Below are 20,743 nucleotides of genomic sequence, written 5' to 3'. Positions count from 1 at the left end.
GGAGGCGCGAGCGACGGCAGGTAGCAGGTCGCACGTAGGGACGTGGGCCGCGAGTGGCCTACGCACGGCACGTAGTCAGCCGGCCGATGGATCAGTCGGTCGACGGAACGGAACCTCACGGGGGTCGAGATGTACAAGGCGGTACGGGCGCGGTTGTGCGCCCTGGTGTGCAGGGCGCGGTCGGCGCGGGACGCGGGGATGGTCACCTCCGAGTACGCGATGGGGATCGTCGCGGCGGTGGCGTTCGCGGTGGTGCTCTACAAGGTGGTGACGAGCGGTCAGGTCAGTGCGGAGCTGCAGAGCATCGTGAAACGGGCCCTCGATGCGCAGATGTGAGCGGGAGTCGGACCGGGGGTTCGTCACGGCGGAGGCGGCCATGGTGCTGCCGGTGCTGGTGATCTTCACGATGGCGCTGGTGTGGGGGCTGCTCGTGGTGGCCGCGCAGATCCAGTGCGTGGACGCGGCCCGGACCGGTGCCCGCGCGGCGGCCCGCCAGGACCCGGCCGACGCGGTCGTCGAGATCACCCGGCGGACGGCACCGCGTGACGCGAAGATCACCGTCAGCAGGGAGGGGGACCAGGTCCACGTCGTGGTCGTGGCGAGGCCGCCGGCGCTGCAGGGTCTGCCGTTCGAAGTACGGGAGGAGGCCGTGGCGTTGGCGGAGGAGAGCGTGGGCGAGACGCTGGGGGGAGGTGGATGAACGGCGGCTTCTCGGCCCGGGTGCGCGAGGCCGTGCGGGACAGGGACCGTGGCTCCGCCACCGTGTGGAGCGTGGGTGCGATCGCCGTGCTGTGCGTGGTGTTCGGCGTCGTCCTCGCCCTGGGGCAGGCCGTGGTGGTCCGGCATCGAGCGGGCGGCGGCGCGGATCTCGCGGCGCTCGCGGCAGCCGACCACTGGGCGGACGGCGGCCCGGCGGCCTGCGCCCGGGCGGACCGGGTGGCACGCGCCCAGGGCACGCGGTTGGTACGGTGCGCGATCGTGGGCGAGACCTCGGATGTGACGGCGGCGTCGGGAAGGGGCCCGTTCGCGACGGAGGTCAGGGCGCGGGCGGGACCTGCGGGGCCATCGGCTCCGCTGACGCCTCCGCCCGGGCCCCCTGAGAGACAATCCCCACCCCCGCAGCCGGCTGGTCCTCCACAGCGGACTGCGCCTCCGTAACCGCCTGCTCCCCTTCGGCCTGCCCGGCCTGTGGACCCGCCTCCGCCTCCGCTGCCTTCTCCGCTCCCTGCAACAACACCGTGAGCAACCGCACGGCACCCCTCTTGTGCAGCGGGTCGTTGCCGTTGCCGCACTTGGGGGACTGGATGCAGGACGGGCAGCCGGCGTCGCACTCGCAGGAGGCGATGGCCTGGCGGGTGGCGGTGAGCCACTCGCGGGCGGTGTGGAAGGCACGCTCCGCGAAGCCCGCGCCACCGGGATGGCCGTCGTACACGAAGACGGTCGGGAGGAGGGTGTCGGGGTGCAGGGGGACGGACACGCCGCCGATGTCCCAGCGGTCGCAGGTGGCGAAGAGGGGCAGCATGCCGATGGACGCGTGCTCGGCGGCGTGCAGGGCGCCGCCGAGGATCTCCGGGTTGATGCGGGCGGCGTCCAGTTGGTCCTCGGTGACCGTCCACCACACGGCACGCGTCCGCAGCGTACGAGGAGGGAGGTCGAGTTTCGTCTCGCCGAGCACTTCACCGGTGATGAGCCGTCGACGCAGGAAGGAGACCACTTGGTTGGTGACCTCGACGGAGCCGTAGCACAGGCGCCCGGCGCCCCAGGGGATCTCGACGTCCGTCTCCAGGACGGAGATGGCCGTGGTGTCGCGGGCGACCGTCGAGTACGAGGGGCTCGCCTGTTCGACCAGGGCGACCGAGTCCTCCAGGTCCAGTGAGCGCACCAGGTATGTGCGGCCCTGGTGCAGATGGACCGCGCCCTCGTGGACGGCCGCGTGCGAGGCGCTCTCGTCGACCGTGCCCAGGAGGCGGCCCGTGTCGGCCTCGACGACCTGGACCGGGCGCCCGCCCTCCCCGCGGATGTCGGTCAGGTCGGCGGCCCGCTCCCGGCGCGTCCAGTGCCAGGCCTTCGTACGGCGGCGCAGCAGCTTCGCGGCCTCCAGCTGGGGGAGCAGCTCCTCGCAGGCCGGACCGAACAACTCCAGGTCGTCGTCCGTCAACGGGAGTTCCGCTGCCGCCGCGCACAGGTGCGGGGCGAGCACGTAGGGGTTGTCGGGGTCGAGGACCGTGGACTCGACGGGCTGGTCGAAGAGGGCCTCGGGGTGGTGGACGAGGAAGGTGTCCAGTGGGTCGTCGCGGGCGACCAGGATCGCGAGGGCGCCCTGCCCGGCCCGCCCCGCGCGGCCCGCCTGCTGCCACAGGGACGCGCGGGTGCCGGGGTAGCCGGCGATGAGGACGGCGTCGAGGCCGGAGACGTCGATGCCGAGTTCGAGCGCGGTCGTCGCGGCGAGGCCGAGGAGTTCCCCGGAGTGGAGGGCCTGTTCGAGGGCGCGGCGCTCCTCGGGGAGGTAGCCGCCGCGGTACGCCGCGACCCGCCGGGCGAGGGAGCGGTCGACCTCGGACAGGCGCTCCTGGGCGATCACCGAGATCAGCTCGGCGCCGCGCCGGGAGCGTACGAAGGCGACCGTGCGGACGCCCTGGACCGCGAGGTCGGTCAGCAGGTCGGCCGTCTCGGCGGTGGCCGTACGGCGGACCGGCGCGCCCTTCTCGCCCTGCATCTCGGTGAGCGGGGGCTCCCAGAGGGCGAACACCAGTTCGCCGCGTGGGGAGGCGTCGTCGGCGACCTCGACCACCCGCAGGCCGGTGAGGCGGCCGGCGGCCACCGAGGGCTGGGCGGCGGTCGCGGAGGCCAGCAGGAACACGGGGGAGGCGCCGTAGCGCGCGCAGAGGCGGCGCAGCCGGCGCAGCACCTGCGCGACATGGGAGCCGAAGACACCGCGATAGGTGTGGCACTCGTCGATGACGACGTACTTCAGCGCCTTCAGGAAGGAGGACCAGCGGGGGTGGGAAGGGAGTATGCCCCGGTGCAGCATGTCCGGGTTGGTGAGCACGTAGTTGGCGTACTGGCGGACCCATTCCCGCTCTTCGACCGGCGTGTCGCCGTCGTACACGGCGGGACGCACGGAATGGCCCAGCGGTTGTGAAAGTTCCTTCACGGAGCGGCACTGGTCCGCGGCGAGGGCCTTGGTGGGGGCCAGGTAGAGCGCGGTGGCACCCCGGCCGTTCGGGGCCTCGGAGCCGTCCAGGAGGGTCGACAGGACCGGGACGAGGTACGCCAGGGACTTCCCCGAGGCCGTCCCGGTGGCGACGACCACGGATTCGCCGTCCAGGGCGTGCTCGGCTGCGAGTGCCTGGTGGGCCCAGGGGTGTTCGATACCGCGGGCCTGCACCGCGGCGATGACTTCCGAACGGATCCGGTCGGGCCAGACGGCATGGCGGCCCGCACGCGGGGGCAAGTGCTCCGTATGAGTGATGCGCGAAGCCCGGCTCGGTCCCGAGGCGAGCCGGTCCAGGACCGTACCCGGCGAGAGCCGGGAGACGGGCTGCGCCGAGGGTCGATCGGATCGGTGATTCTTGGCCATCGGCACCGAGTGTGTCACTGGCGTGACGGACAATGGGACCAAGGCGTCGTGCACGCCTGCCGTAAGTGATTGAATGCCATCGCGGCTGGCGAACCGTCCTGGGGGCTTCAAGCCGAGGTGTCCCAAGGGGCGACCGCTCGATAGCAAGGTGCTGGAGGATCCGTGGACCTGTCTCTGTCGACCGAAACCATCGGCGATCGCACGATCGTCAGGGTCGGTGGCGAAATCGACGTATATACCGCGCCCAAGTTGCGCGAGCAGCTGGTCGAGCTGGTGAATGACGGCAGTTTCCACCTTGTCGTCGACATGGAGGGCGTGGATTTCCTCGACTCCACCGGGCTCGGCGTACTGGTCGGCGGACTGAAGCGGGTGCGTGCCCATGAGGGCTCGCTGCGCCTGGTCTGCAACCAGGAGCGCATTCTGAAGATTTTCCGTATCACCGGTCTCACCAAGGTGTTCCCGATCCACACCTCGGTCGAGGAAGCGGTGGCGGCCACCGACTGATCACCGATCCGGGTGCGGGCCGAAGCCCGCGCCCGGGACGGCAGAAGTTAACGAGGGGGTCCGGGCGTTCGACAGACCGGTCCCCCGACAGCACGCCCGTAGTTCCGAGGGGGATGCATGGCCACCGTTGAACTCCGCTTCAGCGCGCTGCCCGAGCACGTCCGGACCGCCCGACTGGTGGCGGCAGCGGTGGCGCGCAGGGCCGGAGTGGACGAGGCCGTTCTCGACGAGGTCAGACTCGCTGTCGGCGAGGCATGTACCCGTGCCGTCGGACTGCACCAGAACGGCGGCATCACGGCGCCCGTGAAGGTGGTGCTGATCGAGGAGGAGAAGCAGTTCTCCATCGAGGTCGGCGACGAGGCGCCACGCCACGCTCCCGGCGACCGGGCTCCCGGTGCCGCCGGCGAGGACCCGGACGCCGAGATCGAGGAGGACGAGATGGGCCTCGCGGTCATCAGCGGCCTCGTCGACGACGTGGAGGTCACCGCCGGAGAGCGCGGCGGATCGATCCGTATGACCTGGCCGACCACACCGTCGGTCGCGGTGCTGCCCTGACGCCGTCGGCGTCACTGACGTATCCGTAACACTTGATCACCGAGGGGCCCTGCTGAGCAGGGCCCCTCGGTGTTTTCGCGACCATGTTTTCAAGAGCATTTTGAATTCGTGAAGAAATTCACGATCAATTTCCGATCATTGGATCGACTGAAAATGCTTTCGAGGCGTTACGGGACGTCGGCGGGGTGTGGCAGATTCCGTTTGCCGCGTACTGTTTTGATCAGAAACAGATCTCTAGAATCCGTCCACATCTTGAGCTCAGTCCAAGCGTCAAGGAGGACGAATGGCGGGGCTTTCTTCCCCAGACCAGTTTGACCACTCCACGGCCCTCGCGGCGGCGGTACTGACCGACGGCAACCGTGTCCTGGTGTCCCTCATCGGCCTCGTGGCCCTGGCCGCCCTAGTGGTGGCGGGCGTCCTGGTGCGCCAGGTGCTCGCGGCGGGCGAGGGCACCGACAGCATGAAGGAGATCGCGAAGGCGATCCAGGAGGGCGCGAACGCCTATCTGGCCCGGCAGTTGCGCACGCTCGGCGTATTCGCCGTGGTCGTGTTCTTCCTGCTCATGCTGCTGCCCGCGGACGACTGGAATCAGCGTGCCGGACGGTCGTTGTTCTTCTTGATCGGCGCGGCCTTCTCGGCGGCCACCGGCTATATCGGCATGTGGCTCGCCGTGCGCAGCAATGTGCGTGTCGCCGCGGCGGCCCGCGAAGCGACTCCGGCGGAGGGTGAACCGGAAAAGGATCTCACCGCCGTCTCGCACAAGGCGATGAAGATCGCTTTCCGTACGGGCGGCGTCGTCGGCATGTTCACGGTGGGGCTCGGTCTGCTGGGCGCCTCCTGCGTGGTGCTGGTGTACGCGGCCGACGCGCCGAAGGTCCTGGAGGGCTTCGGTCTCGGCGCGGCGCTCATCGCGATGTTCATGAGGGTCGGCGGCGGCATCTTCACCAAGGCCGCCGACGTCGGCGCCGACCTGGTCGGCAAGGTCGAGAAGGGCATCCCGGAGGACGATCCGCGCAATGCCGCGACCATCGCCGACAACGTGGGCGACAACGTCGGCGACTGCGCGGGCATGGCGGCCGACCTCTTCGAGTCCTACGCCGTGACCCTGGTCGCCGCGCTGATCCTCGGCAAGGCGGCCTTCGGCGACGCCGGACTTGCCTTCCCGCTGCTCGTCCCCGCCATCGGCGTGATCACGGCGATGATCGGCATCTTCGCCGTGGCCCCGCGCCGCTCCGACCGCAGCGGCATGTCCGCGATCAACCGCGGGTTCTTCGTCTCCGCGGTGATCTCGCTCGTGCTGGTGGCGGTGGCCGTCTTCGTCTACCTTCCCGGAAAGTACGCCGACCTCGACGGCGTCACCGACGCCGCGATCCAGGGCAAGGGCGGCGACCCGCGGATCCTCGCGCTCATCGCGGTCGCGATCGGCATCGTGCTCGCCGCGGTGATCCAGCAACTCACCGGCTACTTCACCGAGACCACCCGCCGGCCGGTCAAGGACATCGGCAAGACCTCGCTCACGGGCCCTGCCACCGTCGTCCTGGCCGGTATCTCCCTGGGCCTCGAATCGGCCGTCTACACCGCCCTGTTGATCGGCCTCGGCGTGTACGGGGCCTTCCTGCTCGGCGGTACGTCGATCATGCTGGCGCTGTTCGCGGTGGCCCTGGCCGGCACCGGCCTGCTCACCACGGTCGGCGTGATCGTCGCGATGGACACCTTCGGACCGGTCTCCGACAACGCGCAGGGCATCGCCGAGATGTCCGGTGACGTCCAGGGCGCCGGCGCGCAGGTGCTCACCGACCTGGACGCCGTCGGCAACACCACCAAGGCCATCACCAAGGGCATTGCCATCGCCACCGCCGTCCTCGCGGCGGCGGCGCTCTTCGGCTCGTACCGGGACGCGATCATCACCGGAGCGCGGGACGTCGGCGAGAAGGTGTCCGGCGAGGGGGCGCCGATGACCCTGATGATGGACATCTCGCAGCCCAACAACCTGGTCGGGCTCATCGCGGGCGCGGCGGTCGTGTTCCTCTTCTCGGGGCTCGCGATCAACGCCGTGTCACGGTCGGCGGGTTCCGTGGTCTACGAGGTGCGGCGGCAGTTCCGCGAGCATCCAGGGATCATGAACTACACCGAGAAACCGGAGTACGGCAAGGTCGTCGACATCTGCACCAGGGATGCCCTGCGCGAGCTCGCCACGCCCGGGCTGCTCGCCGTGCTGGCGCCGATCTTCATCGGCTTCACGCTCGGTGTCGGCGCCCTCGGTTCGTTCCTGGCGGGCGCGATCGGCGCGGGCACCCTGATGGCGGTGTTCCTCGCCAACTCGGGCGGTGCGTGGGACAACGCCAAGAAACTCGTCGAGGACGGTCACCACGGCGGCAAGGGCAGCGAGGCCCACGCCGCGACGGTGATCGGCGACACGATCGGTGACCCCTTCAAGGACACCGCCGGTCCCGCGATCAACCCCCTGTTGAAGGTGATGAACCTGGTGGCGCTGCTCATCGCGCCCGCGGTGATCAAGTTCAGTTACGGCGACGACGAGAGCATCGGCGTACGGATCACGGTCGCGGTCCTCGCGTTCGTGGTGATCGCCGGCGCGGTCTATGTGTCCAAGCGGCGCGGGATCGTCATGGGTGACGAAGACAACGCCGATGAGGGTTCCAAGTCGGCCGACCCGGCGGCGGTTTCGTAGGAAGGTCCGCCGGGGCCCAGCTCACGGGGCGGGCGGGAGGCGCGCGAGGGCGTGCCGACCGCCCGCCCCGCTGTGTTCACGCTGTCATCGTGAGCCTTGTCTCGCTTGGTGTAAAAGCTCGCAAACATGGAACTAATGGTCATCCGTCGCACAGCTGTCGCCCGGATGCCGTGTATGTTCCGGGGCCGAGAGCCATGGAAGGGACCAATCCGGTGAACAAGACGCTCACGGCCGCACTGTCCGGCGGTGCGGTACTGGTACTGGCGCTGACGGGATGCAGCGGCGACGAGGGAAACAAGGAGCTGGACGCCTGGGCCAAGAAGGTCTGCGCGAGCGTGCCGGCCCAGAACACGAAGATCTCCGCCGCCTACGACGCGATCACGAAGGCGGCCAAGGACACCACCAGCACGCCGGAGGACCTCCAGAAGACCGACTCCCAGGCCTTCCAGGACCTCGCCGACGGCTACCAGGCGCGCGCGACCGTCATCGACAGCGCCGGGGCGCCCCCCGGCGTCGACGACGGCGCGAAGAAGCAGCGGGACGCCGTCACCAAGCTCACCACCCTCTCCACGTCGTACGCCGACCTCAAGAAGCAGGTCGACAAGCTCGACACGAAGGACCAGGCGAAGTTCGCGTCCGGGCTGAAGACGGTCTCGGCCGAGATGCGGAAGATGGAGACCCAGCGCAACAGCGCGCTCGACGCGCTGAAGAACCTGGAAGAGGGCGACACCAAGCAGGCGCTCGCCGACCAGGAGGGCTGCAAGCAGGTGTCCGCCTCGGCCTCGGCGACCGACAGCTGAGTCACCCGGTGCGGTGACGCGCGGGTCACAATGGGGGGCGTGAGTAACTCCAGCCTGCCCACGCTGCCCGCTTCCGACCGCCCCGACGTCACCGTCCTGCTCCGGGACGCCCTGCTCAGTGCCTCCTTCACGGCCGACGGGCTGCTGGAGCTGCTCGGCGCGCCCGCGTACGCGGCGCTCGCCCGGAGCGAGACCGTGCCCGCGCTCCGGGCGACCCGCGAAGACACGCCGTTGGCGATCCTCGTACGGCTCTTCCTGTTGCAGCAGTCCGTGCCGCACGCGCGCGTGGAGGGCGTTCTGCCCGTGGACGAGTGCCTGGAGAGCGGGTGGCTGGTGCGCGCCGACGGGGAGGAGATCGCCGCGGCCGTGGACGTCCGGCCCTACGGCGGCCCCGGTGGCGAGGACTGGTTCATCGTGTCCGACCTCGGGTGCGCGGTCGGCGGTGCCGGTGGCATCGGCAGCCGGGAGGAGGGCGTCGTCCTCGGGGTCGGCGGCGCGTCCACCACCCTCGCGGGCATCACCGTCCGTACGCCCGTCTCCGCCGCCCTCGACCTCGGTACCGGCTCCGGCATCCAGGCCCTGCACGCCGCACAGCACGCCACGCGCGTGACCGCGACCGACCTCAACCCGCGCGCGCTGCACATCACCGCGCTCACGCTGGCCCTGTCCGGGGCGCCCGCCGCCGATCTGCGGGAGGGCTCGCTGTTCGAGCCGGTCCGCGACGACGAGACGTTCGACCTGATCGTGTCGAACCCGCCCTTCGTGATCTCTCCCGGCGCCCGGCTGACGTACCGCGACGGCGGGATGGGCGGGGACGATCTGTGCCGCACGCTCGTTCAGCAGGCGGGGGCACGGCTGCGCGAGGGCGGCATCGCGCAGTTCCTCGCCAACTGGCAGCACGTGGAGGGGGAGGACTGGCAGGACAGGCTCAGGTCGTGGGTGCCGCGCGGCTGCGACGCGTGGATCGTGCAGCGCGAGGTGCAGGACGTCACGCAGTACGCCGAACTCTGGCTCAGGGACGCCGGTGACCACCGGGGTGACGTGGCCGAGTACCGGGCGCGGTACGACGCGTGGCTGGACGAGTTCGAGGCGCGCAAGGTCAGGGCCGTCGGCTTCGGCTGGATCACACTGCGCAGGACGGACGCCGCGGCGCCGTCCGTGATGGCGGAGGAGTGGCCGCACCCGGTCGAACAGCCCCTCGGCGACACGATCCGGGCGCACTTCGAGCGCGTCGACCACCTGCGGACGCACGACGACGCGGCCCTGCTCGAAGAGCACTTCACACTCGCCGCCGAGGTCGTCCAGGAGCAGGTCGGACTGCCCGGCGCCGAGGACCCGGAGCACGTGGTGCTGCGCCAGAACCGGGGGATGCGCCGGGCCACCAAGGTGGACACGGTCGGGGCGGGCTTCGCCGGCGTCTGCGACGGCTCGCTCAGCGCGGGCCGCATCCTGGACGCCATCGCCCAACTGGTCGGCGAGGACCCGGTGTTGCTGCGCGACCGTACGCCCGCGCAGATCCGGCTGCTGGTGGAACAGGGGTTCCTCGACCCGGTCGGGTGACCTCGCGGAAGCCTTCCCGCGTCGGTGCCGCACCTCACGGGTGAGGCGGGTGCGCCTTCCCGAGCCGCATGTGTCTGGTCTGAAGGGATTGCCCCGGAAAGGGGCTCCTGTCAGTGGTGGGTGCGAAGCTACCTTCTAGGGACGAACCGCGCGTTCTCGGGGGAGGCGCGCTGTCCCGGGGGAGGCGTGATGGCGGGGGATGCGCCGGATCAGGGCGAAGGCAGGATCATCAACGGCCGGTACCGGCTGCTGCGCGCGCTCGGCGCGGGGGGCACGGGCCGCGTGTGGCTGGCGCACGACGACGAGTTGGCCTGCGAGGTCGCGATGAAGGAGATCGCGCTTCCGGACGGGCCGCTGGACGCGGCGGAGCCCGTCCAGCGCATCGCGCGGGCCCGCAGCGAGGCGCGGCACGCGGCCCGGCTGCGCGGCCACCCGCACGTGGCCACGGTGCACGACGTGGTGGTGCACGAGGGGCTGCCGTGGATCGTCATGGAGTACGTGCCGGACGCGGTCGACCTCCAGGCGGCCGTCCGGCGTTCGGGACCGCCGGAGCCCGCGCAGGTGGCCCGCATCGGACTCGCCGTCCTCGACGCGCTCACCGCCGGGCACCGCATCGGCATCCTCCACCGGGATGTGAAACCGGCCAACATCCTTCTGGCCCCGGACTCCTCGGGCGATCCGTACGCGCGCGTGCTGCTCACCGACTACGGCGTCGCCCTCCGGCCCGAGTCCCGGGAACCCCGGCTCACCGCCACGGCCGGCGTCCTCGGGACCCCCGGCTACCTCGCCCCCGAACGGGCCCGCGGCGAGCCGCCCACCCCGGCCGCCGACCTGTTCTCCCTGGGCGCCACGCTGTACGCCACCGTCGAGGGCCACGGCCCCTTCGACCGCCACGGCGACCACGCGACCCTCACGGCCCTGCTCGGCGAGGACCCGACCCCGCCGGTGCGGGCCGGCGAACTGACGCCGGTACTGCTGGGGTTGCTGGTCAAGGACCCGGTGCGCAGGTTCTCGCCGGAGGCGGTCGCGCGGGGGCTGGAGCGGGTGGTGCGGGGCGGCCCGGTACCCGGGTTGCCGCCCGGGTGGAGTGCGGCTCCCGCCGCCGGGGCCGGAACCGGGGCGGCGGCCGGCGCGGCGGGGTTCGCCTCCCCACCGGGACGCTTCGGGCCGCCGCCCGACGGGTTCGTCGCAGAGCCGGCGGGGCGGTCGCCCGAGGCCCCTGGCACACCGCCCGGGTACGCAGGGAGCACACCGCCCGGCTATGTCTCCGACCTGTCCGGGGGGTGGGGCGGCGACCCCGGGCAAGGAGTTCCGCAGCCGCCGGGCGCTCCGGCGGCCCCGGGCACGCCCCCGACCCCGAACACTCCGCACACCCAACCGGGCGGCCCCGACGCGGAGGGCCCGGGCACCCCGGGGGCGAGTGGATCGGCAGGCGTCGGCCCCGCGACGCCCGGCGGAACACCCGCCGCATCGCCGTACGACCCGTGGCGGCAGCCCGCGTCCCGGCCACCGGATGAGGGCAACCCCTACGCGCAGGCGCCCGGTTCGCCGTACGCGGGCGGCGGCGCCCAGGCTCCGTACGGGAGCGGGCGGTCGGCGTACGCAGGTGGGGCCGCGCCGCCGCCCTACGGAGCCGGAAGTGCCCAGACGCCGTACGGCGGCGGCCCGCTGCCCCCGTACGGAGGAGGCGGGACGCAGGCGGCGTACCCGGGTGGCAGCCCCTCGCGGCCCGGATACGGCGGCTATGGCGGCCCGGGCGGGCCGTTCGCTCCCGGTGGGCAGGCGTCGCCCCCGCCGTCCCCGAGGAGGCGGCGGATCGCCCTCGTCGCCCTCGTCGTGGCGGCCGTGCTCGTCATCGCCGGTGGTGCGTGGGGGGTCGTCTCCTTGAGCGGCGACGACGGCGGCGGGAAGAAGGGGGTCGCCTCGAAGGGGTCGTCCTCGCCGAGCGCGAGCGTCTCGCGGGCGCCGACCGGGCCGGTGCTGCTGTACGGCGATGCGGTCGGGCTCGGGGAGCCGCTGGAGCCCGGGGACTGCGTGCGGGCGGTGTGGACCGGGACGCCGTTCACGTCGGAGCCGAACCTCGCAGTGGTGGACTGCGTCGAGGACTGGCCGGACGGCCAGGTCGTGGCGATCGACACCGCCACCGGCCACGCCGACGCCCGCGCGCGGGGCGCCGAGCGCTGCGAGAACCGGACCCGCGCGCTCGTGGACGCGCTGCCGGACGCGGCCGGCTACGCCGTCGTACCGACGGCGGAGGGCTTCACCGGGGCGGGCGGAGGTACGGCATGCCTCGTACTGGGCCGCCATGCCGCGATCGGCGGTGAGGTCGGCCGCTTCCGGGACGCGGGCACGGACCTGTGGGTCGGTCAGATGAGCGTCGGCGACTGCTGGGTGTACGAGGAACGCGAGAACAGCTACGGCGCCCCGCTCACCGACTGCGCCAAACCCCACACCGACCAGGTGATAGGCACCGTCCAGGCACCCGCCGCGATGACCTACGAGAAGGGCACCGACAACGCGACCAGGCTCTGCGGCAGCGAGTTCGAGTCGGCCTGGGCGCCGGGCGAGGAGCGAGCCGTCTTCGGCTGGGTGGCCGACCAGGACGACTGGGACGAGGGCTTCGACAAGGTCGTGTGCACGGTGGGACGGGTCGACAACGGGAAGACGACCGGAAAGATACCCGCGCCCGGCGCCGTCTGAGAGCGGCCGGCCGGGCGCGGAGCGGGGCAGTCCACCACCGCGTCGGTCCCGCGTTCACCCGGGGTTCTCCTGTCCGCCGCCCCCGCGTGCCAGCCTCCACGGGTTGAGCACGTGGGGGCGGGAGAAAAGGGGCAAGGGGAACCATGGAGAGTGGACCGGCGATCTTCTCGGGAGTGGTGTTCGCCCTGTTCGGAGGCGGGCTGCTGGTGTGGACCGCGGTCAGGGTGCGGCATCGCGAACCGGTCGCCCTCGGTGTGAGCCCTGTCGCATCGGCGACCGTCGCGACCCTCACCGCGCTGATCGCGCTGGCCCTCGGTGTGTGGTGCCTGACCCGGGCGTGAGAACCGCGCGGGAGCAGCGGATCCGGTAAGTGGGGCGATCGCCCTCCGGATGGGTCCGAAAAGGCCGGTGGGCACTCCGGGCGGCAGGAATGGCGGTAGTCGGGTTACCGTTCGAGTGGCCGTTGCGGGCTTTTCCCGTTTGACACGGGGGCGGGATGTACCGTCACACTCCGCAGCGTCAGCATGACCCGACCCCGGGACCAAGGCCCTGGGGGGAGCCCCCAGCGTCGATCCGGAGAGAAGAGCGAAGTTGTCCCCGACCAGCGACACCGCACACGTCGGCCGCCGACTCGTCATCGTCGAGTCGCCTGCCAAGGCGAAGACGATCAAGGGCTATCTCGGCCCCGGCTACGTCGTCGAAGCGAGCGTCGGGCACATCCGCGACCTCCCCAACGGCGCCGCGGAGGTGCCCGAGAAGTACACCGGCGAGGTCCGTCGCCTCGGCGTGGACGTCGACCACGACTTCCAGCCCATCTATGTCGTCAACGCCGACAAGAGGGCCCAGGTCAAGAAGCTCAAGGACCTGCTGAAGGACTCCGACGAGCTCTTCCTCGCCACCGATGAGGACCGCGAGGGCGAGGCCATCGCCTGGCACCTCCAGGAGGTCCTCAAGCCCAAGGTCCCGGTCAAGCGGATGGTCTTCCACGAGATCACCAAGGCCGCGATCCAGGCCGCCGTCGCCAACCCGCGCGAGCTGAACCAGAAGCTGGTCGACGCCCAGGAGACCCGCCGCATCCTCGACCGCCTCTACGGCTACGAGGTCTCGCCGGTCCTGTGGAAGAAGGTCATGCCGCGACTGTCGGCGGGCCGTGTCCAGTCGGTCGCCACCCGGCTCGTGGTCGAGCGGGAACGCGAGCGCATCGCGTTCCGTTCCGCCGAGTACTGGGACCTGACGGGCACCTTCGGGACCGGTCGGGCAGGCGACGCCAGCGACCCGTCGTCGCTGGTCGCCCGCCTTCAGACCGTCGACGGCAGGCGGGTCGCGCAGGGGCGCGACTTCGACTCCCTGGGGCAGATCAAGAGCGCGAACACCCTGCACCTCGACGAGGCCGACGCCCGCGCGCTGGCCGCCGCCCTGGAGAACACCCGCTTCGCGGTGCGCTCCGTCGAGTCGAAGCCGTACCGACGCTCGCCGTACGCCCCGTTCCGTACGACGACGCTCCAGCAGGAGGCCTCGCGCAAGCTCGGCTTCGGCGCGAAGGCGACCATGCAGGTGGCCCAGAAGCTGTACGAGAACGGCTTCATCACCTACATGCGTACGGACTCCACGACGCTGAGCGAGACCGCCGTCTCGGCGGCCCGCGCCCAGGTCACGCAGTTGTACGGCGCCGACTACCTGCCGGCGCAGCCGCGGACGTACGCCGGGAAGGTCAAGAACGCCCAGGAGGCGCACGAGGCGATCCGCCCCTCGGGTGATCGTTTCCGCACCCCGGCGGAGACCGGTCTGACCGGCGACCAGTTCAGGCTCTACGAGCTGATCTGGAAGCGGACCGTCGCCTCCCAGATGAAGGACGCGGTCGGCAACTCCGTCACGGTGAAGATCGCCGGCGCCGCCGCCGACGGCCGGGACGTCGAGTTCAGCGCGTCCGGCAAGACGATCACCTTCCACGGCTTCCTGAAGGCGTACGTCGAAGGCGCCGACGACCCGAACGCGGAGCTGGACGACCGCGAGCGCCGGCTGCCCCAGGTCACCGAGGGCGACGCGCTCTCCGCCGAGGAGATCACGGTCGACGGGCACGCCACCAAGCCCCCGGCCCGCTACACCGAGGCCAGCCTCGTCAAGGAGCTCGAAGAGCGCGAGATCGGCCGCCCGTCGACGTACGCGTCGATCATCGGCACGATCCTCGACCGCGGCTATGTCTTCAAGAAGGGCACGGCCCTGGTGCCGTCCTTCCTGTCCTTCGCCGTGGTCAACCTCCTGGAGAAGCACTTCGGCCGGCTCGTCGACTACGACTTCACCGCCCGCATGGAGGACGACCTCGACCGCATCGCCCGCGGCGAGGCACAGGCCGTGCCGTGGCTCAGGCGCTTCTACTTCGGCGAGGGCAGTGGCGGGGGCGGTGCCGCGGACGCCGGAAACGGCGACGGGGACCACCTCGGCGGCCTCAAGGAGCTCGTGACCGACCTGGGCGCGATCGACGCCCGCGAGGTCTCGTCGTTCCCCGTCGGCAACGACATCGTGCTGCGGGTCGGACGCTACGGCCCCTACGTCGAGCGCGGCGAGAAGGACTCCGAGAACCACCAGCGGGCGGATGTGCCCGAGGACCTGGCCCCGGACGAGCTCTCCGTCGACCTCGCGGAGGAGCTGCTCGCCAAGCCGAGCGGCGACTTCGAACTCGGCGCCGACCCGGAGACGGGCCGTCAGATCATCGCCCGCGACGGCCGCTACGGCCCGTACGTCACCGAGGTGCTCCCCGAGGGCACCCCGAAGACCGGCAAGAACGCCGTCAAGCCGCGTACGGCCTCGCTGTTCAAGTCGATGTCGCTCGACACGGTGACGCTCGCGGACGCCCTCAAGCTGATGTCGCTGCCCCGCGTCGTCGGCAAGGACGCCGAGGGTGTGGAGATCACCGCGCAGAACGGCCGCTACGGCCCGTACCTGAAGAAGGGCACGGACTCGCGGTCCCTCACCGCCGAGGACCAGCTCTTCACGATCACCCTCGAAGAGGCGCTGGAGATCTACTCCCAGCCCAAGCAGCGTGGCCGGGCCGCCGCCAAGCCGCCGCTGAAGGAACTGGGCGCCGACCCGGTCAGCGGGGCGCCTGTCGTCGTCAAGGACGGCCGCTTCGGGCCGTACGTCACCGACGGGGAGACCAACGCGACCCTGCGCTCCGGCGACAGCGTCGAGGAGATCACCCCGGAGCGCGGCTTCGAACTGCTCGCCGAGAAGCGGGCGAAGAGCCCCGCCAAGAAGACGGCGAAGAAGGCACCCGCCAAGAAGGCTCCGGCCAAGAAGGCGACGACCGCGAAGAAGACCGCGGCCAAGAAGACGACGACGGCCGCGAAGAAGACGACCGCCAAGAAGACCACCGCGAAGAAGGCGACGGCTTCGAAGACGGCCACCGACGAGTGACGGCTTCGAAGACGGCCGCCGACGTGTGACGGCCACCGCGTTCCTCCACCAGGGGTTCGCAAAAAGAACGCCCCGGCATCACTTTGGTGTCGGGGCGTGCGCACGTTCGGACGGGCGACTCGGTCTGTCGGTGCGTCCCGATAGGCTGAAAGCATGACCCCAGCGGAGCAGCCAACGGCCCCTCACCCGGCCCCCGACGACGCCCTGCTCGCGGACTCCCGCGAGCGCGCCGTCCGCGCCCTGCTGCGCCGGCCGCAGCTGAAACGGCTGTGGAGCGCACAACTCGTGGGCGGAGTCGGTGACACCCTCGCGCTTCTGGTGCTGGTGGTTCTCGCCCTCCAGACGGCGATCGCCGAGGGCTCGTTCGGCGGCGGCTACCGGGGCGTGGCGTTCGCAGTGGCGACCGTTTTCGCGGTGCGCATCTTCGCGACGGTGCTCTTCGGGGCCGTCCTCCTCGGCCCGCTGACCTCGCTCACCTCGCACGACGGCCCGCTCGACCGGCGCTGGACCATGGTCGGCGCGGACGGGGTGCGGGCCGCGGTGCTCATCGTGGCGCCCCTGTGGATCGACTGGACGCCCGCGGACGCGCTGGCGATCCTCCTGGTCACCGCCTTCGTGACCGGGGTCGCCGAGCGCTTCTGGACGGTGTGCCGAGAGAGCGCGGCCCCCGCCCTGCTGCCCGCCCCGCCTCCGGAGGGCGCGACGGTACGACCGCTGCCGGACCACATGGACGCGCTGCGCCGCCTGTCGCTGCGGACGACCTTCGTGGCGATCCCGCTCGCGGCCGTCGTCCTCGTCGTCGCGGCACTGCTCAACAACCTGCTCGGCTCCGGAATCGCCTGGTTCGCCCAGCACCAGGCGGCCCTCGCGTCGTACGTCGCCGCCGGACTGTTCGCCGCGTCCCTGTCCGTGCTGACCTTCCTGGAACTGCCCGGCACACGCACCCCCCGCGCGCGGTCGCCGCTGGAGGGACTGCGCCGGCCCAGGACCGGCACCGGCCCCGACAAGGGCCGTACCGGCGTCATCCCGCTGCTGATGCTGGCCTGCGTGGCCGTCGCCGGGGCGGTGGCCGCCGCGGTCGCCGTGTCCGTGCTGCACGCCAAGGACCTGGGCGGCGGCCCGGTGATGTACGGCCTGCTGGTGGGCGCGCTGACCGGCGGCGTGGTCGTCGGCATCCGCACGGCGCCCGCCCTGCTGCCCACCCTGTCCCGGCGCCGCCTGCTGGCGCTGGCGCTCGCCTTCACCGGCATCGCGCTGCTGGCCGCCGGGCTCGTCCCGGACGTCACCAGCGTGGTGCTGATCCTCGCGCTGGCCGGCATCGGCGCGGGCGTGGCCGCCAACACCGGTCACACACTGCTCGACCTGGAGACCGAGGAATACCGCAAGGCGCGGACCACCGAACATCTGCACGCGGTCGTCCGCGTCTCGGTGGCCCTCGGGGCACTGGTGGCGCCCCTGGTGGCGGCGGGGATCGGCCCGCACCGCCTGGAGAACGGCAAGTTCGTGTTCGCGCACGGCGGCGCCGCCTTCACCCTGATGCTCATCGGCGCACTGCTGCTGCCGGTGGCCGCCCTGGTACTGGCCAAGGTCGATGACCGCTCCGGCGTGCCCCTGCGGCACGACCTGAGGGACGCGCTGCTCGGTGGCGACGACCCCGAGCCCGCACCCGCCGACGCCGGTTTCTTCATCGCCCTGGAGGGCGGCGACGGGGCCGGGAAGTCCACCCAGGCCGAGGCGCTCGCCGAGTGGATCAGGGCCAAGGGGCACGAGGTCGTGGTGACGCGCGAGCCCGGGGCGACCCCGGTGGGCAAGCGGCTGCGGTCGATCCTCCTGGACGTGTCGTCGGCCGGGCTCTCGCACCGGGCCGAGGCCCTGCTGTACGCGGCGGACCGCGCGGAACACGTCGACACGGTGGTGCGTCCCGCGCTGGAACGCGGCGCGGTGGTCGTCTCCGACCGCTACATCGACTCTTCGGTGGCCTACCAGGGCGCCGGCCGTGATCTGTCCCCGACCGAGATCGCCCGCATCAACCGCTGGGCGACGGACGGGCTCGTACCCCACCTGACCGTGCTGCTGGACGTCTCGCCGGAGATCGCGCGGGAGCGGTTCACCGAGGCGCCGGACCGGCTGGAGTCGGAGCCGGCCGAGTTCCACGCACGCGTGCGGTCCGGTTTCCTCACGCTGGCCGCGGCCGACCCGGGGCGCTACCTGGTGGTGGACGCGGGCCAGGAACCCGAGGCCGTCACCACCGTCGTACGGCACCGGCTCGACCAGATGCTGCCGCTGTCCGAGGCCGAGATCCAGGCCCGGGAGGAAGCCCGCCGCAAGGCCGAGGAAGAGGCCCGCCGCAAGGCGGAGGAGGAGGCCGCCCGCAAGGCCGAGGAGGAGCGCCTGGAGCGCGAGCGCCAGGAGCAGCTCGAACGGCTGCGCGCCGAGGAGGAGGAGCGCAAGCGGCGCGAGCTGGAGGAGGCGCAGCGGCGCGAGGCGGAGCGGCAGGCCGAGGAAGCCCGGGTGCGGGCCGAGGAAGCGCGTCGGCGGGCCGAGGAGGAGCGGGTGCGGCTCCTCGCCGAGGAGAAGGTGCGGGCCGAGGAAGAGGCACGCCGCAAGGTCGAGGAGGACCGGCGCCGCAAGCAGGCCGAGGAGGAGGCGCGACTGCGGGCCGAGGCCGACGCGCGGCGCCTGGAGAAGCAGCGCAAGGCCGAGGAGGCGCTGCAGCGTGCCGAGGAGGCCCGTCGGCTGGCCGAACAGGCGGCGGCCGCCGCGTCGGCGCCCCCCAGGCCGACGGCGCCCCGGCCGGCTTCCGGCCGCGCGTCGGACGCCGGGACCGTGCCCACGCCGGTGGTGAAGCCGAACGCGTCGGGCGGCGCGGCGGACGAGACGGCCGTACTGCCCTCCGTGCCTCCGGGCGCGGCGGAGGAGACCGCGGTGCTGCCGCCGGTGGCACCGAGGGACGCGGAGGAGACCACCGTGCTGCGTCCCGTGCGGGACGAGCAGGACGGCGGGCGGCCCGGCAAGGGGACCGCGGGTGGGTCGGACGCCGAGGTGACGACGGAACTGCCGCAGCCGCCGGTTCCGTCGGGTGCGGCGGACGAGACGGCGGTGCTGCCCCGGGTGCCGGGTGCCGCGGACGAGACGGCCGTACTGCCTCCCGTGCGGGGTGAGGAGCACGAGGGGCGGGTTCCGCCGGGCTTCTTCCGGGACGGCCGGACCGGTGCCGGCGCGCAGCCGGACGGGACCGAGGACCGTACGCGTGAACTGCCGCAGGTCGACGAGGCCGGCACGCCTCGGCGTCGGCCGCGGTCGGACTGGGCCGAGGAAACGCCGCTGGACGATCTGCCGACGTTGGCGGACGAGCTGCTGGGACCGCGCGGGGACGAGGAGTTCGACGAGGGCAGGGGCCGGCGCGGTCGGGGCCGGCGGGGCTGAGCCCGTTCGTCGGGGCGGCCGGGCGGGGCGGGCGAGGTTCGCTCGCCCCGTTGTCCGTGTCGGCGTTGTCAGTGCCGGCCCTCACAATGGAATCCGCAACGCGAAGTGTGACGAAAGGGCGGGGTGACGGATGGCCGTCTGGGACGACCTGGTCGGGCAGGAGCGGGTGAGCGGGCAGCTCGGTGCCGCCGCTCGGGATGCCGACGCCCTGGTCACCGCGGCCGTCACCGGCACACCGCCTCCCGAGGCGTCGAAGATGACGCACGCCTGGCTGTTCACGGGGCCGCCCGGCGCGGGGCGGAACCAGGCGGCGCGGGCCTTCACCGCGGCCCTGCAGTGCGTCAGCCCGGACCGCGCACTCGGCGGAGTCCCCGGCTGCGGCTTCTGCGACGGCTGCCATACGGCCCTGATCGGCACCCACGCCGACGTCTCCACCGTGGCCGCCGTCGGCTCGCAGATCCTCGTCGACGACATGCGGGACACCGTCCGCAAGTCGTTCACCTCGCCGGCGAACGGCCGTTGGCAGGTCATCCTCGTGGAGGACGCCGAGCGGCTCAACGAGAAGTCGGCCAATGCTGTCCTCAAGGCCGTGGAGGAGCCCGCCCCCCGGACGGTGTGGCTGCTGTGCGCCCCGTCCATCGAGGACGTCCTGCCCACCATCCGCTCCCGTTGCCGCCACCTGAACCTGTCGACGCCGTCGGTGGACGCCGTCGCCGACATGCTCGTCCGGAGAGAGGGCGTCGAACCGGCCGCCGCGATGGCCGCCGCGCGCGCCACGCAGGGCCACGTCGACCGGGCCCGTCGCCTCGCCACCGATCCGGCCGCCCGGGAGCGCCGGGCCGCGGTGCTGAAACTGCCGCTGCGCGTCGAGGACGTCGGCGCCTGCCTCAGGGCCGCGCAGGAACTGGTCGACGCGGCCTCGGAGGACGCCAAACAGCTCGCCGAGGACATGGACGGCAAGGAGACCGAGGAGCTGAAGGCGGCGATGGGCGCGTCCCAGGGCGGCCGGATGCCGCGAGGCACCGCGGGCGTGATGAAGGACCTGGAGGACAAGCAGAAGCGACGCCGGACCCGTACGCAGCGCGACAGCCTCGACCTCGCCCTGACCGACCTCACCGGCTTCTACAGGGACGTCCTCGCTCTCCAGCTCGGCTCCCGCGTGGCGATCTCCAACGCCGACGTGGAGGACGCCCTGGAGCGGCTCGCCCGCGCCGGCTCCCCGGAGTCCACGCTCCGCCGTATCGAGGCGATCGCCGCGTGCGGTGAGGCCCTCGACCGCAATGTGGCTCCGCTGCTCGCGGTCGAGGCGATGACGATGGCCCTGAGAGCGGGCTGACGGGGCGGGGCCGGACCGACCGGGTGGGGCGGCGCCGGACTGGACGGGGCCGGATGGGCCGGGGCCGGGGCCGAGGCCGGGTTCGAGGCAGGAGCGGGGTCGGGGGCGGTGGGAAGTTGACCATGTCACTCGTACGAGCCAAGGCGTTCACGGAGAGCGTTCGAAGCGCTGCGCAGAGT

General features: G+C 72.0%; 13 protein-coding genes and 1 pseudogene. 13 read left to right on the top strand and 1 reads right to left on the bottom strand.

The genetic code is table 11. The annotated features are described in order from the left end of the window. Window positions 1-129 precede the first annotated feature (129 nt). From ACZ5VD_RS36115 to ACZ5VD_RS36105, 3 genes and pseudogenes are all read left to right on the top strand, one after another. Window positions 130-336, top strand: coding sequence for a DUF4244 domain-containing protein (locus ACZ5VD_RS36115; protein WP_468552998.1), 207 nt, complete (start codon window positions 130-132; stop codon window positions 334-336). Continuing rightward, on the top strand, window positions 323-700 hold the full coding sequence (locus ACZ5VD_RS36110; protein WP_468684729.1) for a TadE family type IV pilus minor pilin: 378 nt from the start codon (window positions 323-325) through the stop codon (window positions 698-700). Before ACZ5VD_RS36115 ends, ACZ5VD_RS36110 begins: the two co-directional genes overlap by 14 nt. Beyond that, window positions 697-1,128, top strand: a pseudogene (locus ACZ5VD_RS36105) (Rv3654c family TadE-like protein); the annotation flags it as partial. The gene ACZ5VD_RS36110 and the pseudogene ACZ5VD_RS36105, both read left to right, overlap by 4 nt. Here the strand turns inward: ACZ5VD_RS36105 and ACZ5VD_RS36100 are convergent. Next, window positions 1,037-3,580: a DEAD/DEAH box helicase gene (locus ACZ5VD_RS36100; protein WP_468684727.1), complete on the bottom strand. Its 2,544-nt coding sequence runs from the start codon at window positions 3,578-3,580 to the stop codon at window positions 1,037-1,039. The pseudogene ACZ5VD_RS36105 and the gene ACZ5VD_RS36100 sit on opposite strands and share 92 nt — an antisense overlap. Window positions 3,581-3,742: 162 nt before the next feature. On the opposite strand from ACZ5VD_RS36100, the gene bldG reads away from it, so the two are divergent. The 10 genes from bldG (at window position 3,743) to ACZ5VD_RS36050 (ending at window position 20,564) form a co-directional block, all read left to right on the top strand. Next, window positions 3,743-4,084, top strand: coding sequence for an anti-sigma factor antagonist BldG (bldG, locus tag ACZ5VD_RS36095; protein ID WP_024885807.1), 342 nt, complete (start codon window positions 3,743-3,745; stop codon window positions 4,082-4,084). Between the two features lie 117 nt (window positions 4,085-4,201). Beyond that, window positions 4,202-4,639, top strand: a complete 438-nt coding sequence (locus tag ACZ5VD_RS36090; protein ID WP_468553001.1) for an ATP-binding protein — start codon at window positions 4,202-4,204, stop codon at window positions 4,637-4,639. A 283-nt stretch (window positions 4,640-4,922) separates the two neighbouring features. After that, complete coding sequence (locus ACZ5VD_RS36085; RefSeq protein WP_468553002.1) at window positions 4,923-7,328, top strand: sodium-translocating pyrophosphatase; 2,406 nt, start codon at window positions 4,923-4,925, stop codon at window positions 7,326-7,328. A 194-nt stretch (window positions 7,329-7,522) separates the two neighbouring features. After that, on the top strand, window positions 7,523-8,128 hold the full coding sequence (locus ACZ5VD_RS36080; protein ID WP_468684725.1) for a small secreted protein: 606 nt from the start codon (window positions 7,523-7,525) through the stop codon (window positions 8,126-8,128). Between the two features lie 39 nt (window positions 8,129-8,167). Next, window positions 8,168-9,688 (top strand): DUF7059 domain-containing protein, encoded by a 1,521-nt coding sequence (locus ACZ5VD_RS36075; RefSeq protein ID WP_468684723.1) that lies wholly within the window; start codon window positions 8,168-8,170, stop codon window positions 9,686-9,688. Between the two features lie 189 nt (window positions 9,689-9,877). Further along, window positions 9,878-12,388: a serine/threonine-protein kinase gene (locus ACZ5VD_RS36070; RefSeq protein WP_468684722.1), complete on the top strand. Its 2,511-nt coding sequence runs from the start codon at window positions 9,878-9,880 to the stop codon at window positions 12,386-12,388. Window positions 12,389-12,531: 143 nt separating this feature from the next. Further along, window positions 12,532-12,729, top strand: coding sequence for a hypothetical protein (locus ACZ5VD_RS36065; RefSeq protein WP_468684720.1), 198 nt, complete (start codon window positions 12,532-12,534; stop codon window positions 12,727-12,729). 250 nt (window positions 12,730-12,979) lie between these two features. Continuing rightward, window positions 12,980-15,802, top strand: coding sequence for a type I DNA topoisomerase (topA, locus tag ACZ5VD_RS36060; protein WP_468553007.1), 2,823 nt, complete (start codon window positions 12,980-12,982; stop codon window positions 15,800-15,802). 153 nt (window positions 15,803-15,955) lie between these two features. Continuing rightward, window positions 15,956-19,228, top strand: a complete 3,273-nt coding sequence (gene tmk / locus ACZ5VD_RS36055) for a dTMP kinase (protein ID WP_468684719.1) — start codon at window positions 15,956-15,958, stop codon at window positions 19,226-19,228. 130 nt (window positions 19,229-19,358) lie between these two features. Next, a complete protein-coding gene (locus tag ACZ5VD_RS36050) occupies window positions 19,359-20,564 on the top strand; it encodes a DNA polymerase III subunit delta' (RefSeq protein ID WP_468684717.1) in 1,206 nt (401 codons plus the stop codon). Window positions 20,565-20,743 lie beyond the last annotated feature (179 nt).

The organism is Streptomyces sp. NPDC032822, assembly GCF_055578825.1.
This window is presented reverse-complemented; position numbering and strand designations above follow the sequence as displayed.

Excerpts from the sequence above, each read along its gene's own strand:
- ACZ5VD_RS36085 (WP_468553002.1), top strand. The coding sequence starts at position 4,923 with ATGGCGGGGCTTTCTTCCCCAGACCAGTTTGACCACTCCACGGCCCTC.
- ACZ5VD_RS36080 (WP_468684725.1), top strand. The coding sequence starts at position 7,523 with ATGGAAGGGACCAATCCGGTGAACAAGACGCTCACGGCCGCACTGTCC.
- ACZ5VD_RS36115 (WP_468552998.1), top strand. The coding sequence starts at position 130 with ATGTACAAGGCGGTACGGGCGCGGTTGTGCGCCCTGGTGTGCAGGGCG.
- ACZ5VD_RS36110 (WP_468684729.1), top strand. The coding sequence starts at position 323 with ATGCGCAGATGTGAGCGGGAGTCGGACCGGGGGTTCGTCACGGCGGAG.
- ACZ5VD_RS36065 (WP_468684720.1), top strand. The coding sequence starts at position 12,532 with ATGGAGAGTGGACCGGCGATCTTCTCGGGAGTGGTGTTCGCCCTGTTC.
- ACZ5VD_RS36090 (WP_468553001.1), top strand. The coding sequence starts at position 4,202 with ATGGCCACCGTTGAACTCCGCTTCAGCGCGCTGCCCGAGCACGTCCGG.
- ACZ5VD_RS36070 (WP_468684722.1), top strand. The coding sequence starts at position 9,878 with ATGGCGGGGGATGCGCCGGATCAGGGCGAAGGCAGGATCATCAACGGC.
- tmk (WP_468684719.1), top strand. The coding sequence starts at position 15,956 with ATGACCCCAGCGGAGCAGCCAACGGCCCCTCACCCGGCCCCCGACGAC.
- ACZ5VD_RS36100 (WP_468684727.1), bottom strand. The coding sequence starts at position 3,580 with ATGGCCAAGAATCACCGATCCGATCGACCCTCGGCGCAGCCCGTCTCC.
- ACZ5VD_RS36050 (WP_468684717.1), top strand. The coding sequence starts at position 19,359 with ATGGCCGTCTGGGACGACCTGGTCGGGCAGGAGCGGGTGAGCGGGCAG.